Source organism: Pseudomonas sp. B111, assembly GCF_026428275.1.
GTDB classification, from domain to species: domain Bacteria; phylum Pseudomonadota; class Gammaproteobacteria; order Pseudomonadales; family Pseudomonadaceae; genus Pseudomonas; species Pseudomonas aeruginosa.
On the sequence record NZ_CP097857.1, the window covers coordinates 4,676,843 to 4,698,219 of the forward strand.

General features: G+C 67.3%; 17 protein-coding genes. 9 read left to right on the forward strand and 8 right to left on the reverse strand.

The features are described from left to right. Positions 1 to 5 precede the first annotated feature (5 nt). A complete protein-coding gene (tsaE, locus tag M6E97_RS21755; protein WP_003095664.1) occupies positions 6 to 473 on the reverse strand; it encodes a tRNA (adenosine(37)-N6)-threonylcarbamoyltransferase complex ATPase subunit type 1 TsaE in 468 nt (155 codons plus the stop codon). Next, positions 461 to 1,969 (reverse strand): bifunctional ADP-dependent NAD(P)H-hydrate dehydratase/NAD(P)H-hydrate epimerase, encoded by a 1,509-nt coding sequence (locus tag M6E97_RS21760; RefSeq protein WP_009314350.1) that lies wholly within the window; start codon positions 1,967 to 1,969, stop codon positions 461 to 463. Before M6E97_RS21760 ends, tsaE begins: the two co-directional genes overlap by 13 nt. An 81-nt stretch (positions 1,970 to 2,050) precedes the next feature. On the opposite strand from M6E97_RS21760, the gene queG reads away from it, so the two are divergent. Next, entirely contained in the window at positions 2,051 to 3,136 is a 1,086-nt protein-coding gene (gene queG, locus M6E97_RS21765; RefSeq protein ID WP_003110324.1) for a tRNA epoxyqueuosine(34) reductase QueG, read from the forward strand. A 33-nt stretch (positions 3,137 to 3,169) separates the two neighbouring features. Here queG and orn read toward each other — a convergent pair whose 3' ends face one another. Next, positions 3,170 to 3,712 carry an oligoribonuclease gene (orn, locus tag M6E97_RS21770; RefSeq protein ID WP_003095671.1) on the reverse strand — a complete coding sequence of 181 codons (543 nt, stop codon included), beginning with the start codon at positions 3,710 to 3,712 and terminating at the stop codon, positions 3,170 to 3,172. A gap of 111 nt (positions 3,713 to 3,823) precedes the next feature. Here orn and rsgA point away from each other — a divergent pair, with 111 nt between their 5' ends. Continuing rightward, positions 3,824 to 4,843 (forward strand): small ribosomal subunit biogenesis GTPase RsgA, encoded by a 1,020-nt coding sequence (gene rsgA, locus M6E97_RS21775; protein WP_003113927.1) that lies wholly within the window; start codon positions 3,824 to 3,826, stop codon positions 4,841 to 4,843. Between the two features lie 3 nt (positions 4,844 to 4,846). Here rsgA and motB read toward each other — a convergent pair whose 3' ends face one another. Then, positions 4,847 to 5,890 carry a flagellar motor protein MotB gene (gene motB / locus M6E97_RS21780; RefSeq protein ID WP_003095673.1) on the reverse strand — a complete coding sequence of 348 codons (1,044 nt, stop codon included), beginning with the start codon at positions 5,888 to 5,890 and terminating at the stop codon, positions 4,847 to 4,849. 19 nt (positions 5,891 to 5,909) lie between these two features. Continuing rightward, positions 5,910 to 6,761, reverse strand: a complete 852-nt coding sequence (gene motA, locus M6E97_RS21785) for a flagellar motor stator protein MotA (protein WP_003095674.1) — start codon at positions 6,759 to 6,761, stop codon at positions 5,910 to 5,912. A gap of 140 nt (positions 6,762 to 6,901) precedes the next feature. Between motA and M6E97_RS21790 the strand changes: the two genes are divergently transcribed. From M6E97_RS21790 to fimX, 5 genes are all read left to right on the forward strand, one after another. Next, a complete protein-coding gene (locus M6E97_RS21790) occupies positions 6,902 to 8,413 on the forward strand; it encodes an HDOD domain-containing protein (RefSeq protein ID WP_003102046.1) in 1,512 nt (503 codons plus the stop codon). Between the two features lie 74 nt (positions 8,414 to 8,487). Continuing rightward, a complete protein-coding gene (gene rhdA / locus M6E97_RS21795; protein WP_033989618.1) occupies positions 8,488 to 9,303 on the forward strand; it encodes a thiosulfate sulfurtransferase in 816 nt (271 codons plus the stop codon). A 3-nt stretch (positions 9,304 to 9,306) separates the two neighbouring features. After that, positions 9,307 to 10,176 (forward strand): archaetidylserine decarboxylase, encoded by an 870-nt coding sequence (gene asd, locus M6E97_RS21800; protein ID WP_034005285.1) that lies wholly within the window; start codon positions 9,307 to 9,309, stop codon positions 10,174 to 10,176. Between the two features lie 317 nt (positions 10,177 to 10,493). Further along, complete coding sequence (gene fimW, locus M6E97_RS21805; protein ID WP_003095679.1) at positions 10,494 to 12,317, forward strand: cyclic-di-GMP receptor FimW; 1,824 nt, start codon at positions 10,494 to 10,496, stop codon at positions 12,315 to 12,317. A gap of 64 nt (positions 12,318 to 12,381) precedes the next feature. Next, the gene (fimX, locus tag M6E97_RS21810) at positions 12,382 to 14,457 is read left to right on the forward strand and encodes a cyclic di-GMP-binding protein FimX (protein WP_003095680.1); all 2,076 of its coding nucleotides are present in this window, start codon (positions 12,382 to 12,384) and stop codon (positions 14,455 to 14,457) included. A gap of 86 nt (positions 14,458 to 14,543) precedes the next feature. Here fimX and serB read toward each other — a convergent pair whose 3' ends face one another. Beyond that, complete coding sequence (gene serB, locus M6E97_RS21815; protein WP_003095681.1) at positions 14,544 to 15,758, reverse strand: phosphoserine phosphatase SerB; 1,215 nt, start codon at positions 15,756 to 15,758, stop codon at positions 14,544 to 14,546. 220 nt (positions 15,759 to 15,978) lie between these two features. Between serB and M6E97_RS21820 the strand changes: the two genes are divergently transcribed. After that, positions 15,979 to 17,517 carry a YtjB family periplasmic protein gene (locus M6E97_RS21820; protein WP_003095683.1) on the forward strand — a complete coding sequence of 513 codons (1,539 nt, stop codon included), beginning with the start codon at positions 15,979 to 15,981 and terminating at the stop codon, positions 17,515 to 17,517. Beyond that, complete coding sequence (locus tag M6E97_RS21825; RefSeq protein ID WP_267261950.1) at positions 17,514 to 18,050, forward strand: metal-dependent hydrolase; 537 nt, start codon at positions 17,514 to 17,516, stop codon at positions 18,048 to 18,050. The genes M6E97_RS21820 and M6E97_RS21825 overlap by 4 nt, the downstream gene beginning before the upstream one ends. A 57-nt stretch (positions 18,051 to 18,107) precedes the next feature. Here the strand turns inward: M6E97_RS21825 and M6E97_RS21830 are convergent, their stop codons facing one another. Together M6E97_RS21830 and parC are read right to left on the reverse strand one after the other, a co-directional pair. Further along, a complete protein-coding gene (locus M6E97_RS21830) occupies positions 18,108 to 18,818 on the reverse strand; it encodes a PqiC family protein (protein ID WP_003110318.1) in 711 nt (236 codons plus the stop codon). A gap of 292 nt (positions 18,819 to 19,110) precedes the next feature. Beyond that, entirely contained in the window at positions 19,111 to 21,375 is a 2,265-nt protein-coding gene (gene parC, locus M6E97_RS21835) for a DNA topoisomerase IV subunit A (RefSeq protein WP_003095687.1), read from the reverse strand. Positions 21,376 to 21,377: the final 2 nt, after the last annotated feature.

The window sequence follows — 21,377 nt, forward strand, 5'->3', positions numbered from 1 at the left end:
TTTTCTCATGCTCCCATGGTCAGGGTGGCACACCAGGCTTCGCCCCGCGCACCGTGCGGTACCAGGCGCAGTGTCCGTCCACCCGCTTGGGCAGTAATGGTAATGTCCAGATCGGCGGTTGGCAAAACGCCCGCACCGCGCTCGGGCCACTCGATCAGACAGAGTGCGCTGCCGTCGAAATAGTCGCGGATGCCGAAGAACTCCAATTCCTCCGCATCGGCGAGCCGGTACAGGTCGAAATGGTAGGCGCGCAGCTCGCCGATTTCGTAAGGCTCGACCAGGGTAAAGGTCGGGCTTTTCACCGAGCCGGCATGGCCGAGGCCGCGCAGGATGCCGCGCGAGAGGGTGGTCTTGCCGGCGCCGAGGTCGCCATGCAGGTAGATCACCCCCTGCCCCCCGCTGACCCGGGCGATGCGCCCGCCCAGTTCGAGCATCGCGTCTTCCCCTTCGGCGGACAGGATCACTTCAGACACGGACTGCACTCCTCGAGCAACTGACGAACGGTAGGTATGAGATCGGTCGCCGCCAGCCCGCGACCCTGGGCGCCGAGCCGCTCACCGGCGGCGGCATGCAGCCAGACCGCCAGGCAGGCCGCCTCGAACGCCTCCACGCGCTGGGCCAGCAAGGCACCGGTGATGCCCGACAGCACGTCACCCAGGCCGGCGCCGGCCATCGCCGGATGCCCCTGGGAACAGACGGCGAGTCGTCCGTCGGGCGCGGCGACCAGGCTGCCGGCGCCCTTCAGCACCACCACCGCCTGGTAGCGACGCGCCAGTTCCAGCGCCGCCGCCGGACGATCCGCCTGCACCTCGGCGGTCGAGCGACCCAACAGGCGCGCGGCCTCGCCGGGATGCGGCGTCAGAATCCATGTCTGCGGCCCTGCTCCGACCGGTTCCAGGGCCAGCAGGTTCAACGCGTCGGCATCCCAGACCTGCGGCAACGGTCGCGACCGGACAGCGCTCAGCAGGCTGCGACCCCAGGCGCGCTGGCCAAGCCCGGGACCGAGCACCAGCACGCTGGCGCGTTCGGCAAGGGCCAGCAGTTGGTTCGCCGACGCCACGCCATGGGCCATGACCTCGGGACAACGGCTCAGCAACGCCGGCACATGTTCGACGCGGGTCGCCGCCGAGACCAGCCCGGCGCCGCAGCGCAGGGCGCTTTCCGCGGCCAGTAGCACGGCCCCGCCCATGCCGGTGTCGCCGCCGACCACCAGCAGGTGGCCGAACAGCCCCTTGTGTGCGGTCCGCGGCCGCGCTGCCAGCCTCGGCAGGGCATTTCGCGCCAGGCGGCGAGCCCGGGGCTGGAGCGCTTGCAGCACGACGGCGTCGCTACCGAGTTCGTCGAACACCAGCTCGCCGACCCGTGCCGGCGCCTCGCCAGTGAACAGCCCGATCTTCAGGCCGATGAAAGTCACTGTCAGATCCGCCCTGATCGCTTCCCCCAATACCGCGCCGGTGTCGGCGCTCAAGCCGGAAGGAATATCCACCGCCAGCACCGGCAGGTCGGCGGCGTTGGCCAGGCGGATGGCCTGCGCAAAGGGCTCGCGCACGGCACCTGCCAGGCCGGTGCCGAGCAATGCATCCACTACTACGCCCTCGAGCACGGCGCACTCGCTCCAGGGCTCCACCACGACCCCGGTCGCCAGCGCGGCGGCATGCGCCTGCGCCGCGTCGCCGGCAAGCCGCTGCGGCGCCGCGACCGCCAGCACCCGCACTCGCCAACCCGCACGTTGCGCCAGCGCCGCGATCAGGTAGCCGTCGCCGGCATTGTTGCCGTGCCCGGCGAGCACCGTCAGCGCCGCGGCCTCCGGCCAACGGCGGCGCAAGGCACGCCAGGCGGCGTGGGCGGCGCGCTGCATGAGTTCGAAGCCCGGCGTGCCGGCAGCGATCAGGCGCGCATCCAGGTCGCGCACCTGGGCGGCGGAATAGAGGGCGAGTGGCAGGTCGTCGTGCTGGAAGGTCATGGTCATCGGATCGATTCGGCGTCAGGCGCGCAGTCTGGCAGAATTATACCTATCCCATTTCGCTTTCCCTCGTCTTCGTTGCCTCCCATGACTCCCCAACCTCTGGCCGACAACCTTTCCCCGCCGGACCCCGCCCGCCTCGCCCAGTCCATCAAGGACTGGGGCCGCGAGCTGGGGTTCCAGCAGGTCGGTATCAGCGACGTCGAGCTGGGCGAGCACGAAGCGCACCTGCAGCGCTGGCTGGAGGCCGGCTACCACGGCGAGATGGACTACATGGCGGCGCACGGCAGCAAGCGCTCGCGACCTGCCGAGCTGGTTCCCGGCACGCTGCGGGTGATATCCCTGCGCATGGATTACCTGCCCGGCGACACGCGCATGGCGCAGGTCCTCGCGACACCGGAAAAAGCCTACGTCTCGCGCTACGCCCTCGGCCGCGACTACCACAAGCTGATCCGCAAGCGTCTGCAACAACTGGCCGAGCGCATCCAGGCCGAAGTCGGCCCGTTCGGTTTCCGCGCCTTCGTCGACAGCGCGCCGGTGCTGGAAAAGGCCATCGCCGAACAGGCCGGCCTCGGCTGGATCGGCAAGAACACGCTGGTGCTCAACCGCAAGGCCGGCAGCTACTTCTTCCTCGGCGAGCTGTTCGTCGACATGCCGCTACCCGTCGACCCGGCGATGGACAGCGAGCATTGCGGACGCTGCTCGGCCTGCCTGGACATCTGCCCGACCGCGGCCTTCGTCGGCCCCTACCGACTGGACGCGCGACGCTGCATCTCCTACCTGACCATCGAGTACAAGGGCGCGATTCCGCTGGAGCTGCGGCCACTGATCGGCAACCGGGTATTCGGCTGCGACGACTGCCAGATCGTCTGCCCATGGAATCGCTTCGCCCGCCCCACCGGGCAGGGCGACTTTCAGCCGCGCCACAGCCTGGACAACGCCGAACTCGCCGAACTGTTCCTCTGGAGCGAGGAGGAGTTCCTCGGCCGCACCGAGGGTTCGCCGCTGCGCCGCGCCGGCTACGAACGTTGGTTGCGCAACCTGGCGGTGGGGCTGGGCAACGCGCCCTCGACCATCCCGGTGCTGGAGGCGCTGAAGGCGCGCCGCGGGTTCCCTTCGGAGCTGGTCCGCGAGCACGTGGAATGGGCCCTGCGGCGCCACGGGGAAACCTAGCCCAGCCGGCGCCTGCCGCCCGGCCCGGACGGATCAGAGCTTGATGAAGTGGTCGCGATAGTGGCGCAGCTCGGCGATCGACTCGCGGATATCGTCCAGCGCCAGGTGGGTGTTGCCCTTCTTGAAGCTCTCGCGGACCTGCGGCGCCCAGCGCGCAGCCAGCTCCTTGAGGGTGGAGACGTCGAGGTTGCGGTAGTGGAAGTAGCCTTCCAGCCTGGGCATGTGCCTATAGAGGAAGCGGCGGTCCTGGCAGATGCTGTTGCCGCAGATCGGCGAGCTGCGCTTGGGCACCCACTGCTCGAGGAAGGCCAGGGTCTGCGCCTCGGCCTCGGCCATGCTCACGGTACTTTCCCGAACCCTCTGGGTCAGGCCGGACTGGCCGTGCTGGCGGGTATTCCACTCGTCCATGCCGGCGAGGATTTCCTCTGGCTGGTGGATGGCGATCACCGGTCCTTCGGCCAGGGTGTTGAGGTCACTGTCGGTGACGATGGTGGCCATCTCGATGATGACGTCCCGGTCCGGATCGAGGCCGGTCATCTCCAGGTCGATCCAGATAAGGTTCTGCGGGTTCTGCATGGGGAGTCGCTCCAGTCGCTATGCCGTGCATTCTAGCGTGGAACGCCGCCGCGCGAATGATGGCCGCGCGCCCATGTTAAACTCGCCGCCGATTTTTCATGCGGACGCATCATGGCCAAACGCCACTTGACCCGCCGGCAGAGCTGGCGCATCGAAAAGATCCAGGAAGAACGCGCGGCCCGAGCGGCCCGTCGCGAGTCGCGTGCCGTGGAAGAGCTGGAGGGCGGCGACCTGGGACCGGAGCAGACCGGCCAGGTGATCGCTCATTTCGGGGTTCAGGTAGAGGTCGAGTCCGCCGACGGCCAGGTTTCCCGCTGTCACCTGCGCGCCAACCTGCCGGCACTGGTGACCGGCGACCAGGTGGTCTGGCGTGCCGGCAACCAGGGCATCGGCGTGATCGTCGCGCAATTGCCACGTCGCTCCGAGCTGTGCCGCCCGGACATGCGCGGGCTGCTCAAGCCGGTAGCGGCCAACGTCGACCGCATCGTCATCGTCTTCGCCCCGCGTCCCGAACCGCACGCCAACCTGATCGACCGCTACCTGATCGCCGCCGAACATGCCGGCATCCAGCCGTTGCTGCTGCTGAACAAGGCCGACCTGGTCGACGAGAGCAATGCCGAAGGCATCGATGCGCTGCTGAATGTCTACCGCACCCTGGGTTACCCGCTGATCGAGGTGTCGGCCTTCAATGGCCTGGCGATGGACGAACTGCGCGGCGCGCTGGACGGTCACGTGAGCGTCTTCGTCGGGCAGTCCGGGGTGGGCAAGTCGTCGCTGGTGAATGCCTTGTTGCCAGGTGTCGACACCCGTGTCGGCGACCTCTCCACGGTGACCGGCAAGGGCACCCATACCACCACCACCGCGCGACTGTTCCATTTTCCCGGCGGCGGCGACCTGATCGACTCGCCCGGCATCCGTGAGTTCGGCCTGGGGCACGTGTCGCGAGACGACGTCGAGGCCGGTTTCATCGAGTTCCGCGACCTGCTCGGGCATTGCCGCTTCCGCGACTGCAAGCACGACCGCGAACCAGGTTGCGCCCTGCTCCAGGCCCTGGAGGACGGGCGCATCATGCCGCAACGCATGGCCAGCTACCGGCACATTCTGGCAAGCATGCCGGAAACGGACTACTGAACCTCAGTCGCCCTTGATCTGCTCCAGCTTCAGGCTGCCGCCGTCGTCGAACAGGTTGAGCTTCTTCTGCACCTCGTCCGCCGGTAGCGAAGGTTGCGCGCCCGCCGCCGGTGCCTCGGCAGCCGGCTTCGGCTGCTCGCCCGGGGCAGCCGCGGGGGCGCTGGCTTCGGGAGCGCCGGTCTCGCCTTCGATGGCCTTCTGCGCCTTGCGGGTCAGGACCACGATGTCGATCCGCCGGTTCACCGGGTTCAGCGGGTCCTTGTCGTCGAACAGGCGTGCCGAGGCATAGCCGACAACCTGGGCGATCTGCCCTTCCGGATAGCCGCCGGCGACCAGTGCACGGCGCGCGGCGTTGGCGCGATTGGCCGATAGCTCCCAGTTGCCGAAGTCACCGTTGCCGGCATAGGGCTTGGCGTCGGTGTGGCCGCTGATGCTGATCTTGTTCGGCACCTGGCGGATGGTCTCGGCCATGGCCAGCAGGATGTCCTCGAAATACGGCTGCAGGCGCGCGCTGCCGAGGTCGAACATCGGCCGGTTGGCGGCGTCGACGATCTGGATGCGCAGGCCGTCGCGGGTGATCTCGAAGTGGATCTGGTCCTTGAAGTCCTTGAGCATCGGATTTTCGTCGACCTTGTTCTGCAACTCCTGCAGCAGCAGCGCCAGGCGCTCTCGCTCAACCTGCTCGGCGAGGTTCTCGGCCTGGTCGGCGTTGACCTGGTGGTCCTGCTCGGGGCTGATCCGGCTTTCGTTGGAGTCCGGCTGGGCCTGGACCTGCGGATTGAGGGTCTTGTCCGGCGCCGGCGTCGGCGTGCCGCCGAGGTCGATGACGTAGGGGCTGGCGCTTTCGCTGAAACCGATGGGGTCCTGGAAGTATCCGGAAATCGCCTTCTTCTGCTCCGGGGTGGCCGAAGACAGCAGCCAGAGCACCAGGAAGAACGCCATCATCGCCGTGGCGAAGTCGGCGAAGGCGATCTTCCACGAGCCGCCGTGGTGGCCGGCGGCATAGCGCTTGACGCGCTTGACGATGATCGGCTGGTTATTGTCCATCTATCGACAGTGCCTCCACTCAGCGGCCACGCACGGCCTGCTCGAGCTCGGCGAAGGTCGGCCGATGGGCGGGCAGCAGCACCTTGCGGCCGAACTCGACGGCCAGCGAAGGCGGCATGCCGGAAGCGGAAGCGACCAGGCAGGCCTTGATCGCTTCGAACATGTTCAACTCTTCCTTGGCATCGTGCTCCAGCGCGACGGCCAGCGGGCCGACGAAGCCGTAGGCGGCGAGAATCCCGAGGAAGGTACCCACCAGGGCGGCGGCGACGTGGTGGCCGATCTCCGCCTGGCTGCCTTCGCCAAGCAACGCCATGGTGATGACGATGCCGAGTACCGCGGCGACGATACCGAAGCCCGGCAGGGCGTCGGCGACCTTGGTCACCGCGTGGGACGGATGCTCCAGGTCCTCCTTGAGACTGGACAGCTCCATGTCGAACAGGCCTTCCAGCTCGTGCGGCGCCATGTTGCCGGAGGACATGATGCGCAGGTAGTCGCAGACATAGGCGGTCATCCGTTCGTCCTTCAGCACGCCGGGGTACTTGCTGAAGATGGGACTGGCCGCGGGGTCCTCGATGTCCGCCTCGATCGCCATCATCCCTTCGCGCCGGCTCTTGTTGAGGATCTCGTAGAGCATGCCCAGCACCTCGAGGTAGTAGGTCTGGGTAAAGCGGTTGCTGAACATCTTCGGCGCTTTCTTCAGCACCACCATGAACGTGCTGCCCGGGTTGGCCTGGAGGAACGCCCCCAGTGCCGCACCGCCGATGATCAGGACCTCGAAGGGCTGGATGATGGCGCCGATCTTGCCGCCGGAGAGCAGGAAGCCCCCGAGGACACTGGCGAAAACGACGATGATGCCGATGATTTTTGACATGAGGACCGGACGTGCGAAATGAACAGGATAAGGAGGGGGACTGCTAGGCTCCCTCTTGTTATCGGTTGCTAGCCGCAAGACTATAGTCCGAATACTCGAAAAGCCAGTTCGCCGCCTCGCCGACACCGAGCCCGACACCCATGACAGACCGCCTCGCCGCCTGGCTCGAAGAGCTCGACCGGCAACCCCTGCCGATCCCCGCCAGCCACTATGCCGGCCTGCACGCCGCGCTGAGCGACAGCCGCCGCTCGCTGCGCGAGATCGCCGACCAGTTGCAGGGCAGCCCGACGCTGGCGTTGTCCATCCTGCGCGAGGCCAATCGCGCCGAGAGCGCCCGCGACAACCCCGCGGAAAGCCTGGAGGTGGCCCTCAGCCGCCTCGGCCTGGCGCGCGCGAGCCAACTTCTGAAGACCCTGCCGAGTATCCAGGATGCGGAGATGCCCAGGGTCCTCGGGCAGATGCTGCTGATCAGCCAGCACGCCATGCAGCAGGCCAGCGGCCTGTTCGGCGCGCGCCTGGCCAGGCTCTGGCAGGAAATCCACTGGGGCAGCCTGCTGACCATGGCTCCGGTCTGGGCGCTGGCCAACGCCCGCCCGCAGCTGCTGGAGCAATGGCAGCAACGCGTGCTGGTACAGGGCGAACCGACCCTGCGAGTGGAGCGCGAACTGCTCGGCATGCGCCTGCTGCCGATCTGCCTGGCGCTGGCCGAACGCTGGCGGCTACCGCAGTGGGTCATCCAGGGCTATCGCCTGCTCGCCTGCGACCGTCGCCTGCTGGTTCGAGCCCTGCGTATCGCCCGCGACCATCAGTCGCCCCTGCTCCAGCAACAGCAACTCGATGCCCAGCCCGATCTCGCCCGCTGGCTGACCCAGCCGGCCAACTGCACTCTCCTCGCCAATGGCCTGGCCATCGCCGCGCACCAGAGCTGGGACGGGCCGCACATGCTGCGCTGGCAGCGCCTGACCGGTCTGTACCTGGGCCAGCCGCTGACCGAAGTCCAGCAGCAGGTGCACATGCTCGCCGCGCAAAGCGCGCGCCTGCACGCCCGGCCGCCGCTGTGGCATCCGGCGGTGGCCTTGATCTGGCCCTGGCAGGCCAGCCGCTGGCGTGCCGAAGCGGCGCCCCCGCCGCCGCCCTCGGCGGAAGCCCTGGCCGAGTGGCGGCAGCATTGCGCCGAGTTGCTCCGCGAGCCCAGCCCGTTCAGCAACGTGGTGCAGCTCACCGCCTGTGCCCGCGATGCGCTGCGCGCCTGCGGCCTGCAAAGGATGCTGCTGCTGGTGGCCGATCGCACCCAGGTACACGTGCTGGCGCAGCAGAGCGCCGGACTCGAACCGGGCCAGGAGAAATTGCAACTGGAGATTGCCAGCAGCCCGCTGCTGAAGAAACTGTTCCAGCAGCCTGCCCTGCTGCGCATCGGCCCGAACAACCAGGACCAGTTGCTGCCGGCCCTCGGCGAACCCTTGCGCCAACTGTTCCCCGGACCTCACCTGCTGCTGCGCTCGCTGGGCAACGGCTCGCGGGTGGTGATGCTGGTCCTGGCCGACCTCGGCGGCCAGCCGTTCAGCGACCTGCATGCCCAGGCCTTCGCCAAGACCGCCCAGTGCACCGAGCGCGCGATCCAGCAGTTCGGCCGCCAGCGCCGCACGGAATGAGGGACATGCCCGGCACACTGGTCGGGCGCGCTTTCCGTTAAACTGCTGCCCTTCTTCAACCCGGGGGTACTCGCATGTCCGTCTTCTCCGACCTGCCATTGGTGATCGAGCCCAGCGATCTCGCGCCGCGCCTGGGCGCGCCCGAGCTGATCCTGGTCGACCTGACCAGTGCCGCCCGCTACGCCGAAGGGCATATCCCCGGCGCGCGTTTCGTCGACCCCAAACGCACCCAGTGGGGACAACCCCCGGCACCCGGCCTGCTACCGGCCAAGGCCGACCTGGAAGCCCTGTTCGGCGAGCTGGGCCACCGCCCGGAGGCGACCTACGTGGTCTACGACGACGAAGGCGGCGGCTGGGCGGGCCGCTTCATCTGGCTGCTGGACGTGATCGGCCACCACCGCTACCACTATCTCAACGGCGGCCTGCCGGCCTGGATCGCCGACGCCCAGGTGCTCGACCGCGAGGTCCCGGCGCCTGTCGACGGCCCGCTGCCGCTGACGTTGCACGACGAGCCCAGCGCGACCCGCGAATACCTGCAAAGCCGCCTCGGCGCCGCCGACCTGGCGGTATGGGATGCGCGCAACCCCAGCGAATACGCCGGTACCAAGGTGCTCGCCGCGAAGGCCGGGCATGTGCCCGGCGCGATCAATTTCGAATGGACCGCCGGCATGGACCCGGCTCGCGCCCTGCGCATCCGCGCGGATATCGCCGAAGTCCTGGAGGACCTCGGCATCACGCCGGACAAGGAAGTGATCACCCACTGCCAGACCCACCATCGCTCCGGCTTCACCTACCTGGTGGCCAAGGCGCTGGGCTACCCGCGGGTCAAAGGCTACGCCGGCTCCTGGTCGGAATGGGGCAACCACCCCGATACCCCTGTAGAGGTTTGAGGAATGTCGTTCAAAGATCGTCTGTTCATCTGCAGCCAGTACCTGCTGCCGCACCACCTGCTGTCCCGGCTGATCGGCTTCGCCGCCGACTGCCGGGCGACCTGGTTCAAGGACCGCCTGATCGCCTGGTTCGCCCGGCGCTACCAGATCGACATGCGCGAAGCACAGGTCGAGGACCTGCAGGCCTATGAACATTTCAATGCCTTCTTCACCCGCGCCCTGAAGGATGGCGCCCGCCCGCTGGCCCAGGAGCCCGGCGCGGTGCTCTGCCCGGCCGATGGCGCGATCAGCCAGCTCGGCCCGATCGAGCACGGGCGGATCTTCCAGGCCAAAGGCCACAGCTACAGCCTGGCCGAACTGCTCGGCGGCGACGCCGAACTGGCCGCGCCCTTCATGGGCGGCGACTTCGCCACCGTCTACCTGTCCCCCCGGGACTACCACCGCGTGCACATGCCGCTGGCCGGCACCCTGCGCGAGATGGTCTACGTTCCCGGCCGGCTGTTCTCGGTGAACCAGACCACCGCGGAAAACGTTCCCGAGCTGTTCGCCCGCAACGAGCGGGTGGTCTGCCTGTTCGACACCGAGCGCGGTCCGATGGCCGTGGTGCTGGTGGGCGCGATGATCGTGGCCTCCATCGAAACCGTCTGGGCCGGCCTGGTTACGCCGCCGAAGCGCGAACTGAAGACCTTCCGCTACGACGAAGCCGCCCGTGCGCCGATCCGCCTGGAAAAAGGCGCCGAGCTGGGTCGCTTCAAGCTGGGCTCCACCGCCATCGTCCTGTTCGGCCCGCAGCAGGTCGCGTTCAACGACGGCCTCGGGGCAGCGAGCCCGGTGCGCATGGGCGAATGCCTGGCCCTGCCGAAACAATCCTGACCTCGCCGGGACGGAGCACCCCGAGCGTCTCCGTCCCATCTCTCCCCGCCGCCGGAACCTCCCGGCGGGATCGTGGCGTCCGAAGGCTGCGGGTCCATTTCGATGCTGCTAGAGTTCGGAAAGGTCCTATCGAGCCTGTGCCGACCCCTCGGTCAGGAAAGCGGACTGCCGCACAGTTCCTGTCCTGGCCACGACGATGAACCCGCCTCCCGTGTTAAGAAAGAGGAGGCGCAGCCGCGGCGATCGGAAGTCCGGCACCTCTCCGGGGCTTCATCCCCCCGTAGAGCCTTTTCAGTAGCGGAGCCGTCTAACCCCCCATGGAAAACCAGAGCCCCCACCTCTCGTTGCGCGTCCCCACTCCGACGCAGCAGAACCTGAGCTTCTGCGACGCCACCCCGAAGGACATCAAGTACTGGCTGGCGCACCTGCCCAAGGCCAACCTCGGGGAAACCGCGCGCCAGCTCTACCAGGGCCTGATCGAACTCAACCAGTTGGTGCTGCCCGTCGAGGCCCGCCTGCAACTGCTCGAACTGTTCCGTCCAGAGGTGCATTTCGTCTGCGCCCACCTGGAACGGCACTTCCTCAACCAGGCCATCGTCCTCGACGAACGGCCGCGCAAGATCGCCAACCTCTGCCAGGCCCTGCAGAACCACCTGGCCATCGGCTACAAGCTGATCGTGGTCCAGGAAGCGCCGCGCAACAGCCGCGACCGCGCGCAGTTGCTCGCGGTCGGTATCCAGCGGGCGATCCGCAGCCTGTGCGGCCCGCTGATCCGTGCCAGCCAGTTGTACTGCCCGGTCCCCGAGGGGCTTTGGCTGGAACTCCACCAGCTGTACCAGTTGGCCAGCCAGCGCGGTGTGCATCGTCTCGCGGTGCGCGACGAACTGGCCAAGCACACCCCCGGCCTGAGCGTCGAGCAGGCCTACCTGATACCGCTGCTGCTCGGCTGCGCGCGCTGCAACCAGATGCGCCAGAACAACATTGCACGGCTCGCCGAGGTGCTCGAACCCTGGAGCCAATTGCTGTCGATACAGAGCGCGGCGCTGCCCGGCTCGCTGTTCATCGCCGTGCCGCAGATCGACGGCCCGCCGCGCTACCGCTCGCTGTACCCGGAGACCCAACTGGCCAATGCCCTGGGCATCGACACCCAGCCGCTGGTCGAACTGATCCGCGAATACCTGCTGCAGCCCGAGGCCGAGCGCGCGAAGGCGCGCCTGCCGCTGATCGAAGGGGTGACCCTGGACCTGCTGCAACATCTCTCCTCGGCCTGGGGTGACATCGCCGAACGTACCTTCCAGCGCACCCAGGGCCAGGGCCAGTTGACCCTGTGCATCGGCATGAGCGCCCTGCACTACTTCCTCGCCGGGCGCCGCCCGTTCAACGAGGTCCTGCAGATCCAGGAAGCGCCCGAGGCGCCTCGCTTCAAGGCCGACGTCCAGGACGCCTGGGCCGGCGCCTTCGATGCGCAGAAGGTCACCGACTGGCAGCCCGGCATGCCGCTGGAGGAAATCGAGTACCGCCCGCACCAGTCGCCCCGCGGTGGGCAGCCCGATCACCCGCAGGCCCACGCACAGACTGACGCCACCGAGGACTATCCGACCTACGCCCTGCCCATCGTCAACCACAGCCCCGGCGGTTATTGCCTGAGCTGGCCAAAGGAGGTGCCCGCCCAACTGCAGGCGGGCGAACTGGTCGGCCTGCAGGACCTTCCCGGCCAGGCGTGGAGCATCGCGGTGGTGCGCTGGATCCGCCAGGTGCGCAATGGCGGCACGCAGATGGGCATCGAGATGATCGCCCCGGCGGCGCAGCCCTGCGGCCTGCAACTGCTGCGCAAGACCGAGCAGAGCAGCCACTACCTGCGCGCCCTGCTGCTGCCGGAAATCGCCGCGATCTCGCGGCCGGCGACGGTGATCACCCCGCGCCTGCCGTTCCAGGAGGGCAGCCGGGTGCAGATCAACCTGCACGGCGAGGAGCGGCGCGCGGTGCTGAATCGCCGGCAGGCCTCGACCGGCAGCTTCAGCCAGTTCGAATACCGTTCGGCGGAACCGGTGAACACCCCGAGCGATAAGCCGGTCACAGCGCCAGTGGCCCGGCCGCCTGCGGGGGAGGAAGATTTTGACTCGCTCTGGAAGTCTCTGTAGATTGCCCCGACACCTCCATTCGCCGTCTTTTCGCGCCCGCCCGGACGCGGACTGAGCCCTTTCCATGGCCATCGAAAAGAAAACCATCCGCCTGCTGATTCTGGAAGACTCGCAGAACGAAGCCGAACGCCTGGTCAGTCTGTTCCGCAATGCCGGCCACGCGACCCGCGTACATCGACTGACCTCTCCCGAGGACCTCGCCGAGACCCTCCAGCAAAGCTGGGACCTGCTGATCGCCGCGCCGACCAGCGAGTGTCTCGAGCCCGGCGAGGCGCTCGCCACCTTGCGCCGCCAGTCGCGCGACATCCCGTTCATCCAGCTGGTGGCCGACAACAGCTCCGACGCCATCACCGACGCCTTGATGCTCGGCGCCCAGGACGCCCTGCCGCAAGGCGAGGACGAGCGCCTGGTGCTGGTCGCCAACCGCGAGCTGGCCGGCCTCGCCGAACGCCGCGCGCGCCGCGCCGCCGAACTGGCCCTGCGCGAGGCGGAAAAACGCTGCCAGTTGCTGCTCGACAGCTCGGTCGACGCCATCACCTACGTCCACGACGGCATGCACATCTACGCCAACCGCTCCTACATGGCGCTGTTCGGCTACGAGGACGCCGAGGAACTGGAAGGCCTGCCGGTCATCGACCTGATCGCCTCCTGCGACCAGGGCGCCTTCAAGGATTTCCTCAAGGGCTACCAGAACGACCAGCGCCAGACCGAACTGGTTTGCACCGGGGTCAAGCTCGACGGCCAGGAATTCAAGGCGCGCATCAGCCTCTCCGCCGCCACCTACGACGGCGAACCCTGCATCCAGGTGGTGATCCGCGGCGAGGTCGACAACGCCGAACTGGAAGAAAAGCTCCGCGAAGTCAGCAGCCAGGACCCAGTCACCGGACTCTACAACCGCAGCCACTTCCTCGACCTGATGGATGCCGCCGTGCAGCAGGCGGTGACCGCCCGCAAGCCGTCGACCCTGGCCTATATCCATCTCAACGGCTACCCCTCGCTCCAGGCCGACCACGGGCTTTCCGGGATCGACCTGCTGCTCGGCCAGTTGGCCGGACTGATGCGCGAACAGTTCGGCGAGGAAGCCGACCTGGCGCGTTTCGGCGATTCGATCTTCGCCGCCCTGTTCAAGGGCAAGACTCCCGAGCAGGCGCAAGCGGCACTGCAACGACTGCTGAAGAAAGTCGAGAACCACCTTTTCGAGCTGAACGGCCGCAGCGCCCAGGCCACTCTCAGCATCGGCGTCGCCGGTCTCGACGAGAAGACCGCCAAGGCCCAGGACGTGATGAACCGTGCGCATCGCTGCGCCGATGACGCGGCACGCAAGGGCGGGTCGCAGATCAAGCAGTACAACCCGGCGGAAGAGCTTGCCGCCGCCGCCCAGCGCGGCGACGTCATCGCGATCCTCCAGCAGGCGCTGGAGACCAACAGCTTCCGCCTGCTGTTCCAGCCAGTCATCAGCCTGCGCGGCGACAGCCACGAGAACTACGAGGTGCTCCTGCGCCTGCTCAATCCGCAGGGCCAGGAAGTGCCGCCGGCGGAGTTCCTGCATGCCGCCAAGGAAGCCGGGCTGGCGGAGAAGATCGACCGCTGGGTGATCCTCAACTCGATCAAGCTGCTCGCCGAGCATCGCGCCAAGGGGCACCAGACCAAGCTGTTCGTCCACCTGTCCAGCGCCAGTCTGCAAGACCCCGGCCTGCTGCCCTGGCTCGGGGTGGCGCTGAAGGCCGCGCGCCTGCCGCCGGAGTCGCTGGTGTTCCAGATCAGCGAAGCCGACGCCACCAGCTATCTGAAGCAGGCCAAGCAACTGACCCAGGGCCTGGCCACCCTGCATTGCCAGGCGGCGATCAGCCAGTTCGGCTGCTCGCTGAATCCGTTCAACGCGCTGAAGCACCTGACCGTGCAATTCATCAAGATCGATGGCTCCTTCGTCCAGGACCTCAACCAGGTGGAAAACCAGGAGATCCTCAAGGGCCTGATCGCCGAACTGCACGAACAGCAGAAGCTCAGCATCGTCCCCTTCGTCGAGAGCGCCAGCGTCCTCGCCACCCTGTGGCAAGCCGGCGCCACCTACATCCAGGGCTACTACCTGCAGGGGCCGAGCCAGGCGATGGACTACGACTTCTCCTCGGGAGACGAATGAAGAACGGGCGCCCTGGGCGCCCGTTGCTTTTCCGCTCTACCGACCTGGTTCGTGGCTGCCGGGCCGGCAAGAGGCGCCCGCCGGCCTCAGGCTCGCCCTTCGCGGTCGCGGTAGCCGAGCAGGTAGAGGATGCCGTCCAGGCCCAGGGTCGAGATCGCCTGCTTGGCCGACTGCTTGACCAGCGGCTTGGCGCGGAACGCCACGCCCAGGCCGGCCAGGCCGAGCATCGGCAGGTCGTTGGCGCCGTCGCCGACGGCGATGGTCTGCTCCAGGCTCAGACCTTCCTTCGCCGCCAGTTCGCGCAGCAGGTCGGCCTTGCGCTGGGCATCGACGATCGGCTCGACCGCCACCCCGGTGACCTTGCCGTCGACGATCTGCAACTCGTTGGCGAACACGTAGTCGATCCCCAGCTTCGCCTGCAATTGACGGGCGAAATAGGTGAAGCCGCCGGACAGGATGGCGGTCTTGTAACCCAGGCGCTTGAGTTCGGCGAACAGGGTTTCAGCACCCTCGGTCAGACGCAGCGAGGCGCCGATCTCCTCCAGTACGTCTTCCGACAGTCCCTGCAGCAGCGCCAGGCGCTCCTTGAAGCTGGCGCGGAAGTCCAGTTCACCGCGCATCGCCCGTTCGGTGATCGCGGCGACCTTCTCGCCGACGCCGGCGGCCTTGGCCAGTTCGTCGATGACTTCCGCCTCGATCAGCGTCGAATCCATGTCGAACACCGCCAGCCGGCGATTGCGGCGGAACACGCTGTCCTGCTGGAAAGCGATGTCGACGTTCAATTCCTGGGCGACGCTGAGGAATTCCGCACGCAGCGCCGCCGGATCGGCCGGTTCGCCGCGTACCGAGAACTCGATGCAGCCCTTGCCCTGGTCGGCGGGCATGTCCAGCGGCATGCGCCCGGAGAGACGGTCGATGTGGTCGATGTTCAGCGCGTACTTGGCGGTGATCGAGCTGACCCTCTGCAGTTGCTCGGCAGTCACCCGGCGGGTGAGCAGGGTCACGATGTGCCGCGCCTTGCCCTGGCCGTCGACCCATTGCCGGTAGTCCTCTTCCGAGACCGGGGTGAAGCGCACCTGCTGGTCCAGCTTGTAGGCGGTGAACAGCACGTCCTTGAGGACCGAGGAACCGGCTTCGGTATCCGGGATTTCCACCAGGATGCCGAACGACAGGGTGTCGTGGATCACCGCCTGGCCGATGTCGAGGATGTTCACCCCGCCCTGGGCCAGTACGCCGGTGATGGCCGCGGTGAGACCGGGGCGGTCTTCCCCGGTGATGTTGATCAGGACAATTTCGCGCAAGGCGTAAGCTCCGCCAGGTAAAAGACGCCATTCTACCCGCTTTCCCGCACACCCGAGAGACGCAGAGCCGAGCATTTGCCATCACCACCGGTCGGAACCGACCGGGAAAACCCGCGAAACCGCCGCGCGGCGGCCTGGAAAGCGCGTCAACGGCCCTTTGCCCCTCGGGGGGCGCTGGTTATACTGCGCGATACCTCTATTTCAGAAGACCGAGCCCCCTGTGACCCGGCCCACGTCCGTCAAGCCCGACAATTTCTTCCTCCTGCTGTTTCGTGCCTTGCGCCAGCGCCGCGTCCCGATCGCCCTGCGGCTCGCCAGCCATAGCCTGATCCTGGTGGCCCTGGCCCTGCTGATCTACGCCTGGGTCATGGGCATGCAGTTTCGCCAGGCCATGCAGCAGCAGGCCGATGCCCTGGGCCAGAGCCTGATCACCCAGACCGCCGCGTCCGCCACCGAGTTGCTGGTGTCCAACGACATCCTTAGCCTCAACGTGCTGCTGAACAACCTGGTGAAGAACCCGCTGGTGGCCCATGCGGCGATCTACAGCGTCGACCAGCGCATCCTCGCCGAGGCCGGCAGCCGTCCGAAGCAGAGCCTGCTCGGCGCCACCGAAGGCCTGTACTCGACGCCGATCACCTTCCAGGAAGTGATCGCCGGGCACCTGCGCATCAGCCTGGACATGCAGCAGTTCCAGCAGCCGATGATGATCAGCCTGCAGAGCATGGGCCTGATCAGCCTGATCCTGCTGATCCTCGCCCTGTATTTCAGCCTGCGCCTGGGGCGGCAGATTTCCACACCCTTGTTGCAATTGCGTGTCTGGTTGCGCGATCCGGACAATCCGGCCCCCGGCGCCGAACTGCAGAACGAGCTGGGCGACCTGGCGCGCGACCTGGAAGAGCGCCTGGTGCCGGAGAAGCCGCCGGCGCCGGAGCCGGAAGAAGCACCGCTGCCGCAGAACTTCGACGACATCCTGCTGGAGGACGACGAAGCCGACCTGCGCAGCCGCAAGGTCGAGGCCTCGGCCTTCGAGGAAGACGACATTCCGCTGGGCGACGCCCTGCTGGACGAGACCAAGCCGGTGGAATTCACCTCCATCGACGAAGACCCGCTGGACCAGGACGCCTTCGACGAGAACGGAGCCGAAGCCGGGGACCAGCCCGCGGCGCCCGCCGCTGCGCGCGAACCGCAACACAGTGCAGTGCTGGCGATCCAGCTCGGCGCCCAGGAACAGTTGCGCCGGTTGCCGCGCAGCCGCCTGGTGGACCTCCTGCAACGCTATCGCGACTGCCTGGAACAGGCCGCCCGCCAGTACAAGGGCAGCCTGCACACGCTCAGCGACGGCGGCAGCCTGATTCTCTTCCACAGCCGCGACAACCGCGCCGACTACCTGACCAACGCGCTCTGCTGCGGTGAACTGATGCGCGCGCTCGGCCATGCCCTGCAGATCGAGGTCGCCGACAGCGGCATCACCTTGCAGTTGCAACTGGGCCTGAGCCTCGGCGAAGACCTCAGCGAACAGACCCAGGCCGACCTGCTGCTCAACGAAACCGTGCAGAACGCCCTCGCCCTCAACCAGCACAGCCGCAACCTGCTGCTGGTCGAACGCAGCATCGCCGACGACGCGGTGGTCCGCGAGCGCGCCCGTATCCGCGCCATCGCCAGTCCGGAAGGAGCCTGCTGCGTCGAGCGTCTGCTGGAGCCGTATCCGTCGATGCTCGAGCGCCAACTGGCGCGCATGCACGACCGCGCCCGCCCGTGACCACCCTGATCACCCACCCGCTGCCGGTCCTGGCGGTGGGACTGGCCCTTGGCAGCCGGGTGATCCCGCCACGCCTGCTGCTGGCAGGCATGCTCGCCGCCTGCCTGCCGGACTTCGACGTAGTCGCCTTCAAGCTCGGCATCGCCTATCACGATGCCTTCGGCCATCGCGGCTTCAGCCATTCGCTATTGTTCGCCGCGATCCTCGGCGCGCTCGCCGCCTTCGCCTGCCGGCCGCTGCATAGCGGACCGCTGAAAGCCGGGCTGTGGGTGGCGCTGGCCACCGCCTCGCACAGCCTGCTGGACGCGATGACCAATGGCGGGCTGGGCGTCGCCTGGTTCTGGCCCTGGAGCGACGCCCGCTACTTCATGCCCTTCCATCCGATCGCCGTGTCGCCGATCGGTCTGTCGCGCTTCCTCAGCGAACGCGGATTGCTGGTGCTGCAGTCGGAGGCGCGCTGGGTCTGGCTGCCCTGCCTGCTGCTGGCGCTCACCGGCATGGTCCTGCGCTTCCTGTTGCGCCGCTCACGCTGACGCCGAAACGAAAAAGCCCCGCTTCGGCGGGGCTTGTTCCTGGTCGGCTCTCGACAATCAGAACCGATAGACCTCGGCATCGGTGCGAATCGGCACCACCAGCGGCATTTTAGGACCTTCCTCTTCCTTGGCCTTCGGCTTGGCCACCGGCTTGCGCGCGGTCGCCGGCGGCGGCGCCTCGGCCGCCACGGCGATCGGCTTGACGTCCTTGGCCAACTGCGCTGCCAGGCGCTTGAGCAGGTCGCTCTGGGCACGGATCTGGTCGCCGATGCTGCCCTGGTGCCGTTCTTCCTCGTGGAACACCCGGCTATCCTTCAGGTCGCCCTTCTGGTCCAGCAGGCGCCAGCGCGCCTCGATCACCGCCGGCTGCTTGGGGCCGGAGTCGAGGCGACTGATGGTCAGCATCACCTGGACCTGGGGGGTGAAACCAGGTTTTTCCGGGAACAGCGCCAGGCGGCTGCTGCCCAGCTCGCTGGACATCTGCCGCAGCAGTTGCTGGCTGACATTGGTCTCCAGGTTGCCGGCCCAGCGTGCGTCGGTGGACAGGCTGAGAATACCGTCGGCCTGCCGCTGCACCATCACATCGCGCTTGAGATAGTCGGCCAGTTGTACCGGGCCGAGCAGGACGGCCGCACCGCCATCCTTTTTCGGTACTGCGGCGGCACCGACGTCCAACTGGTAGAGCTGGGCCGGCGGATGGACCGCACAACCCGTCAGCCCGAGCAGGCTGACGAGGGAAAGACATGCGAAGACGCGCCACGCGCTCATCGAGAACCACCGTATTTCGCCGAAGATCGGCACTACTGATGCAAGACTTGAATTCTACTGGCCACCCGCCATCGGAAACGGCGGCCGAAGGGGCGTATCATCCCCTAACCAGCGCCATAGCTCCAGAGGCAGAGCGTATTCCGAAACCGGTTTCGGACCACCTGCGTCAGGGGAAAACCCGGCGGAACCCGCCAGGGAGACGACATTCCCCCGGAAAGCCGGCCTCGGAAGAGGCCGCTTTCGCCATTCTCTTGCGGATATGCGAGAGATCGGAGACCGGTAACGGCTCATTTCAATCCTGTGGCGGAATATCCACCAGCAGGCTGTCGACGCGCTGGAAACCGCGCGGCAGCTTGTTGCCTCGCCGGCCCCGCTCCCCCTTGTAGTGTTCCAGGTCGTCGCCCTTGAGCGACAGGGTACGCTTTCCAGCCTGCAGGACCAACGTCGCCCCGGCTGGCAGAACAGCCAGGTCGGTGAGGTACTCCTCGCGGCTGGCCACGCGTTCGCCGGGGATGCCGATGATCTTGTTGCCCTTGCCCTTGCCGAGCTGCGGCAGGTCGGAGACCTTGAACAATAGCAGACGGCCCTCGGTCGTCACGGCCGCCAGCCAATCCTGCTCCACATCGCGCACCGGGCGCGGCGCCACCACGGCGGAGCCGTTGGGCAGGCTGAGCAGGGCCTTGCCGGCCTTGTTCTTGGCTTGCAGGTCCTCGCCCTTGACCACGAAACCATAGCCGGCGTCGGAAGCGATCACGAACAGCGCATCGTCGTCCGGCAGCAGCACGCATTCGAAGCTGGCCCCCGGCGGCGGCGTCAGCCGGCCGCTGAGTGGCTCGCCCTGGCCTCGCGCGGACGGCAGGCTGTGGGCCGGCAGCGAGTAGCTGCGCCCGGTGGAGTCGATGAACACCGCATACTGGTTCGAGCGTCCCGGCGCGGCGGCCTTGAAGCCGTCGCCGGCCTTGTAGGAGAGGCCGGCGGCGTCGATGTCGTGGCCCTTGGCGCAACGCACCCAGCCTTTTTCCGAGAGCACCACGGTCACCGGTTCGGTGGGCATCAGCTCGGTTTCCGACAGCGCGCGGGCCTCGGCGCGGGCGACGATCGGCGAACGGCGGTCGTCGCCGTAGGTCTCGGCGTCCTTGATCAGCTCCTCGCGCACCAGCTTCTTCAGCTTGGCCTCGCTGCCGAGCAGGGTCTGCAGGCGCTTCTGCTCCTTCAGCAACTCTTCCTGCTCGCCGCGGATCTTCATCTCTTCCAGGCGTGCCAACTGGCGCAGGCGGGTGTCGAGGATGTAGTCGGCCTGCACCTCGCTGAGTTCGAAGCGCTCCATCAGCACCGCCTTGGGCTGATCCTCGGTGCGGATGATGTGGATCACCTCGTCGAGGTTGAGGAAGGCGATCAGCAAGCCATCCAGCAGATGCAGGCGGCGCTCGACCTTGTCCAGGCGGAACTGCAGGCGTCGACGCACGGTGCCGATGCGGAACTGCAGCCACTCCGAGAGCAACTGGCGCAGGTCCTTGACCTGCGGCTTGCCGTCGAGGCCGATGATGTTCAGGTTGACCCGGTAGCTGGTTTCCAGGTCGGTGGTGGCGAACAGATGGGTCATCAGCTCTTCGACATCGACCCGGTTCGAACGCGGGATGATGACGATGCGGGTCGGGTTCTCGTGGTCCGACTCGTCGCGCAGGTCGGCCACCATCGGCAGCTTCTTGGCCTGCATCTGCCCGGCGATCTGTTCCAGCACCTTGGAACCGGACACCTGGTGCGGCAGGGCGTGGATGACGATGTCGCCGTCCTCGACGCGGTACACCGCGCGCATGCGCACCGAACCGCGGCCAGTCTCGTAGACCTTCTGCAGATCGGCGCGCGGGGTGATGATCTCGGCTTCGGTGGGGAAGTCCGGGCCCGGCACGTGTTCGCACAATTCGGCGACCGTCGCGCCCGGCTGGTCGAGCAGGCGCACGCAGGCCGACGCGACTTCCCGCAGGTTGTGCGGCGGCACGTCGGTGGCCATGCCCACCGCGATGCCGGTGGTGCCGTTGAGCAGCAGGTTGGGCAGGCGGGCCGGCAGCACGGCCGGCTCGTCGAGGGTGCCGTCGAAGTTCGGTACCCAGTCCACGGTACCCTGGCCCAGTTCGCTGAGCAGCACCTCGGAATAGCGCGACAGGCGCGCCTCGGTATAACGCATGGCGGCGAAGGACTTGGGATCGTCCGGCGCCCCCCAGTTGCCCTGGCCGTCCACCAGCGGATAGCGATAGGAGAACGGCTGCGCCATCAGCACCATGGCCTCGTAGCAGGCCGAGTCGCCGTGCGGGTGGAACTTGCCGAGCACGTCGCCGACGGTGCGCGCCGACTTCTTGTGCTTGGAATCGGCATCCAGCCCCAGTTCGCTCATGGCGTAGACGATGCGTCGCTGCACCGGCTTCAGGCCGTCGCCGATATGCGGCAGGGCGCGGTCCATGATCACGTACATGGAATAATTCAGATAGGCCTGCTCGGTGAACTCGGCCAACGACCGGCGTTCGACCCCTTCCAGGCTTAGATCGAGGGATTCGCTCATGC

Coding starts and splice junctions, on each gene's coding strand:
- asd (WP_034005285.1), top strand. CDS start 9,307: ATGTCGTTCAAAGATCGTCTGTTCATCTGCAGCCAGTACCTGCTGCCG.
- M6E97_RS21760 (WP_009314350.1), bottom strand. CDS start 1,969: ATGACCATGACCTTCCAGCACGACGACCTGCCACTCGCCCTCTATTCC.
- motA (WP_003095674.1), bottom strand. CDS start 6,761: ATGTCAAAAATCATCGGCATCATCGTCGTTTTCGCCAGTGTCCTCGGG.
- orn (WP_003095671.1), bottom strand. CDS start 3,712: ATGCAGAACCCGCAGAACCTTATCTGGATCGACCTGGAGATGACCGGC.
- parC (WP_003095687.1), bottom strand. CDS start 21,375: ATGAGCGAATCCCTCGATCTAAGCCTGGAAGGGGTCGAACGCCGGTCG.
- fimX (WP_003095680.1), top strand. CDS start 12,382: ATGGCCATCGAAAAGAAAACCATCCGCCTGCTGATTCTGGAAGACTCG.
- M6E97_RS21830 (WP_003110318.1), bottom strand. CDS start 18,818: ATGAGCGCGTGGCGCGTCTTCGCATGTCTTTCCCTCGTCAGCCTGCTC.
- rsgA (WP_003113927.1), top strand. CDS start 3,824: ATGGCCAAACGCCACTTGACCCGCCGGCAGAGCTGGCGCATCGAAAAG.
- queG (WP_003110324.1), top strand. CDS start 2,051: ATGACTCCCCAACCTCTGGCCGACAACCTTTCCCCGCCGGACCCCGCC.
- fimW (WP_003095679.1), top strand. CDS start 10,494: ATGGAAAACCAGAGCCCCCACCTCTCGTTGCGCGTCCCCACTCCGACG.
- rhdA (WP_033989618.1), top strand. CDS start 8,488: ATGTCCGTCTTCTCCGACCTGCCATTGGTGATCGAGCCCAGCGATCTC.
- M6E97_RS21790 (WP_003102046.1), top strand. CDS start 6,902: ATGACAGACCGCCTCGCCGCCTGGCTCGAAGAGCTCGACCGGCAACCC.
- motB (WP_003095673.1), bottom strand. CDS start 5,890: ATGGACAATAACCAGCCGATCATCGTCAAGCGCGTCAAGCGCTATGCC.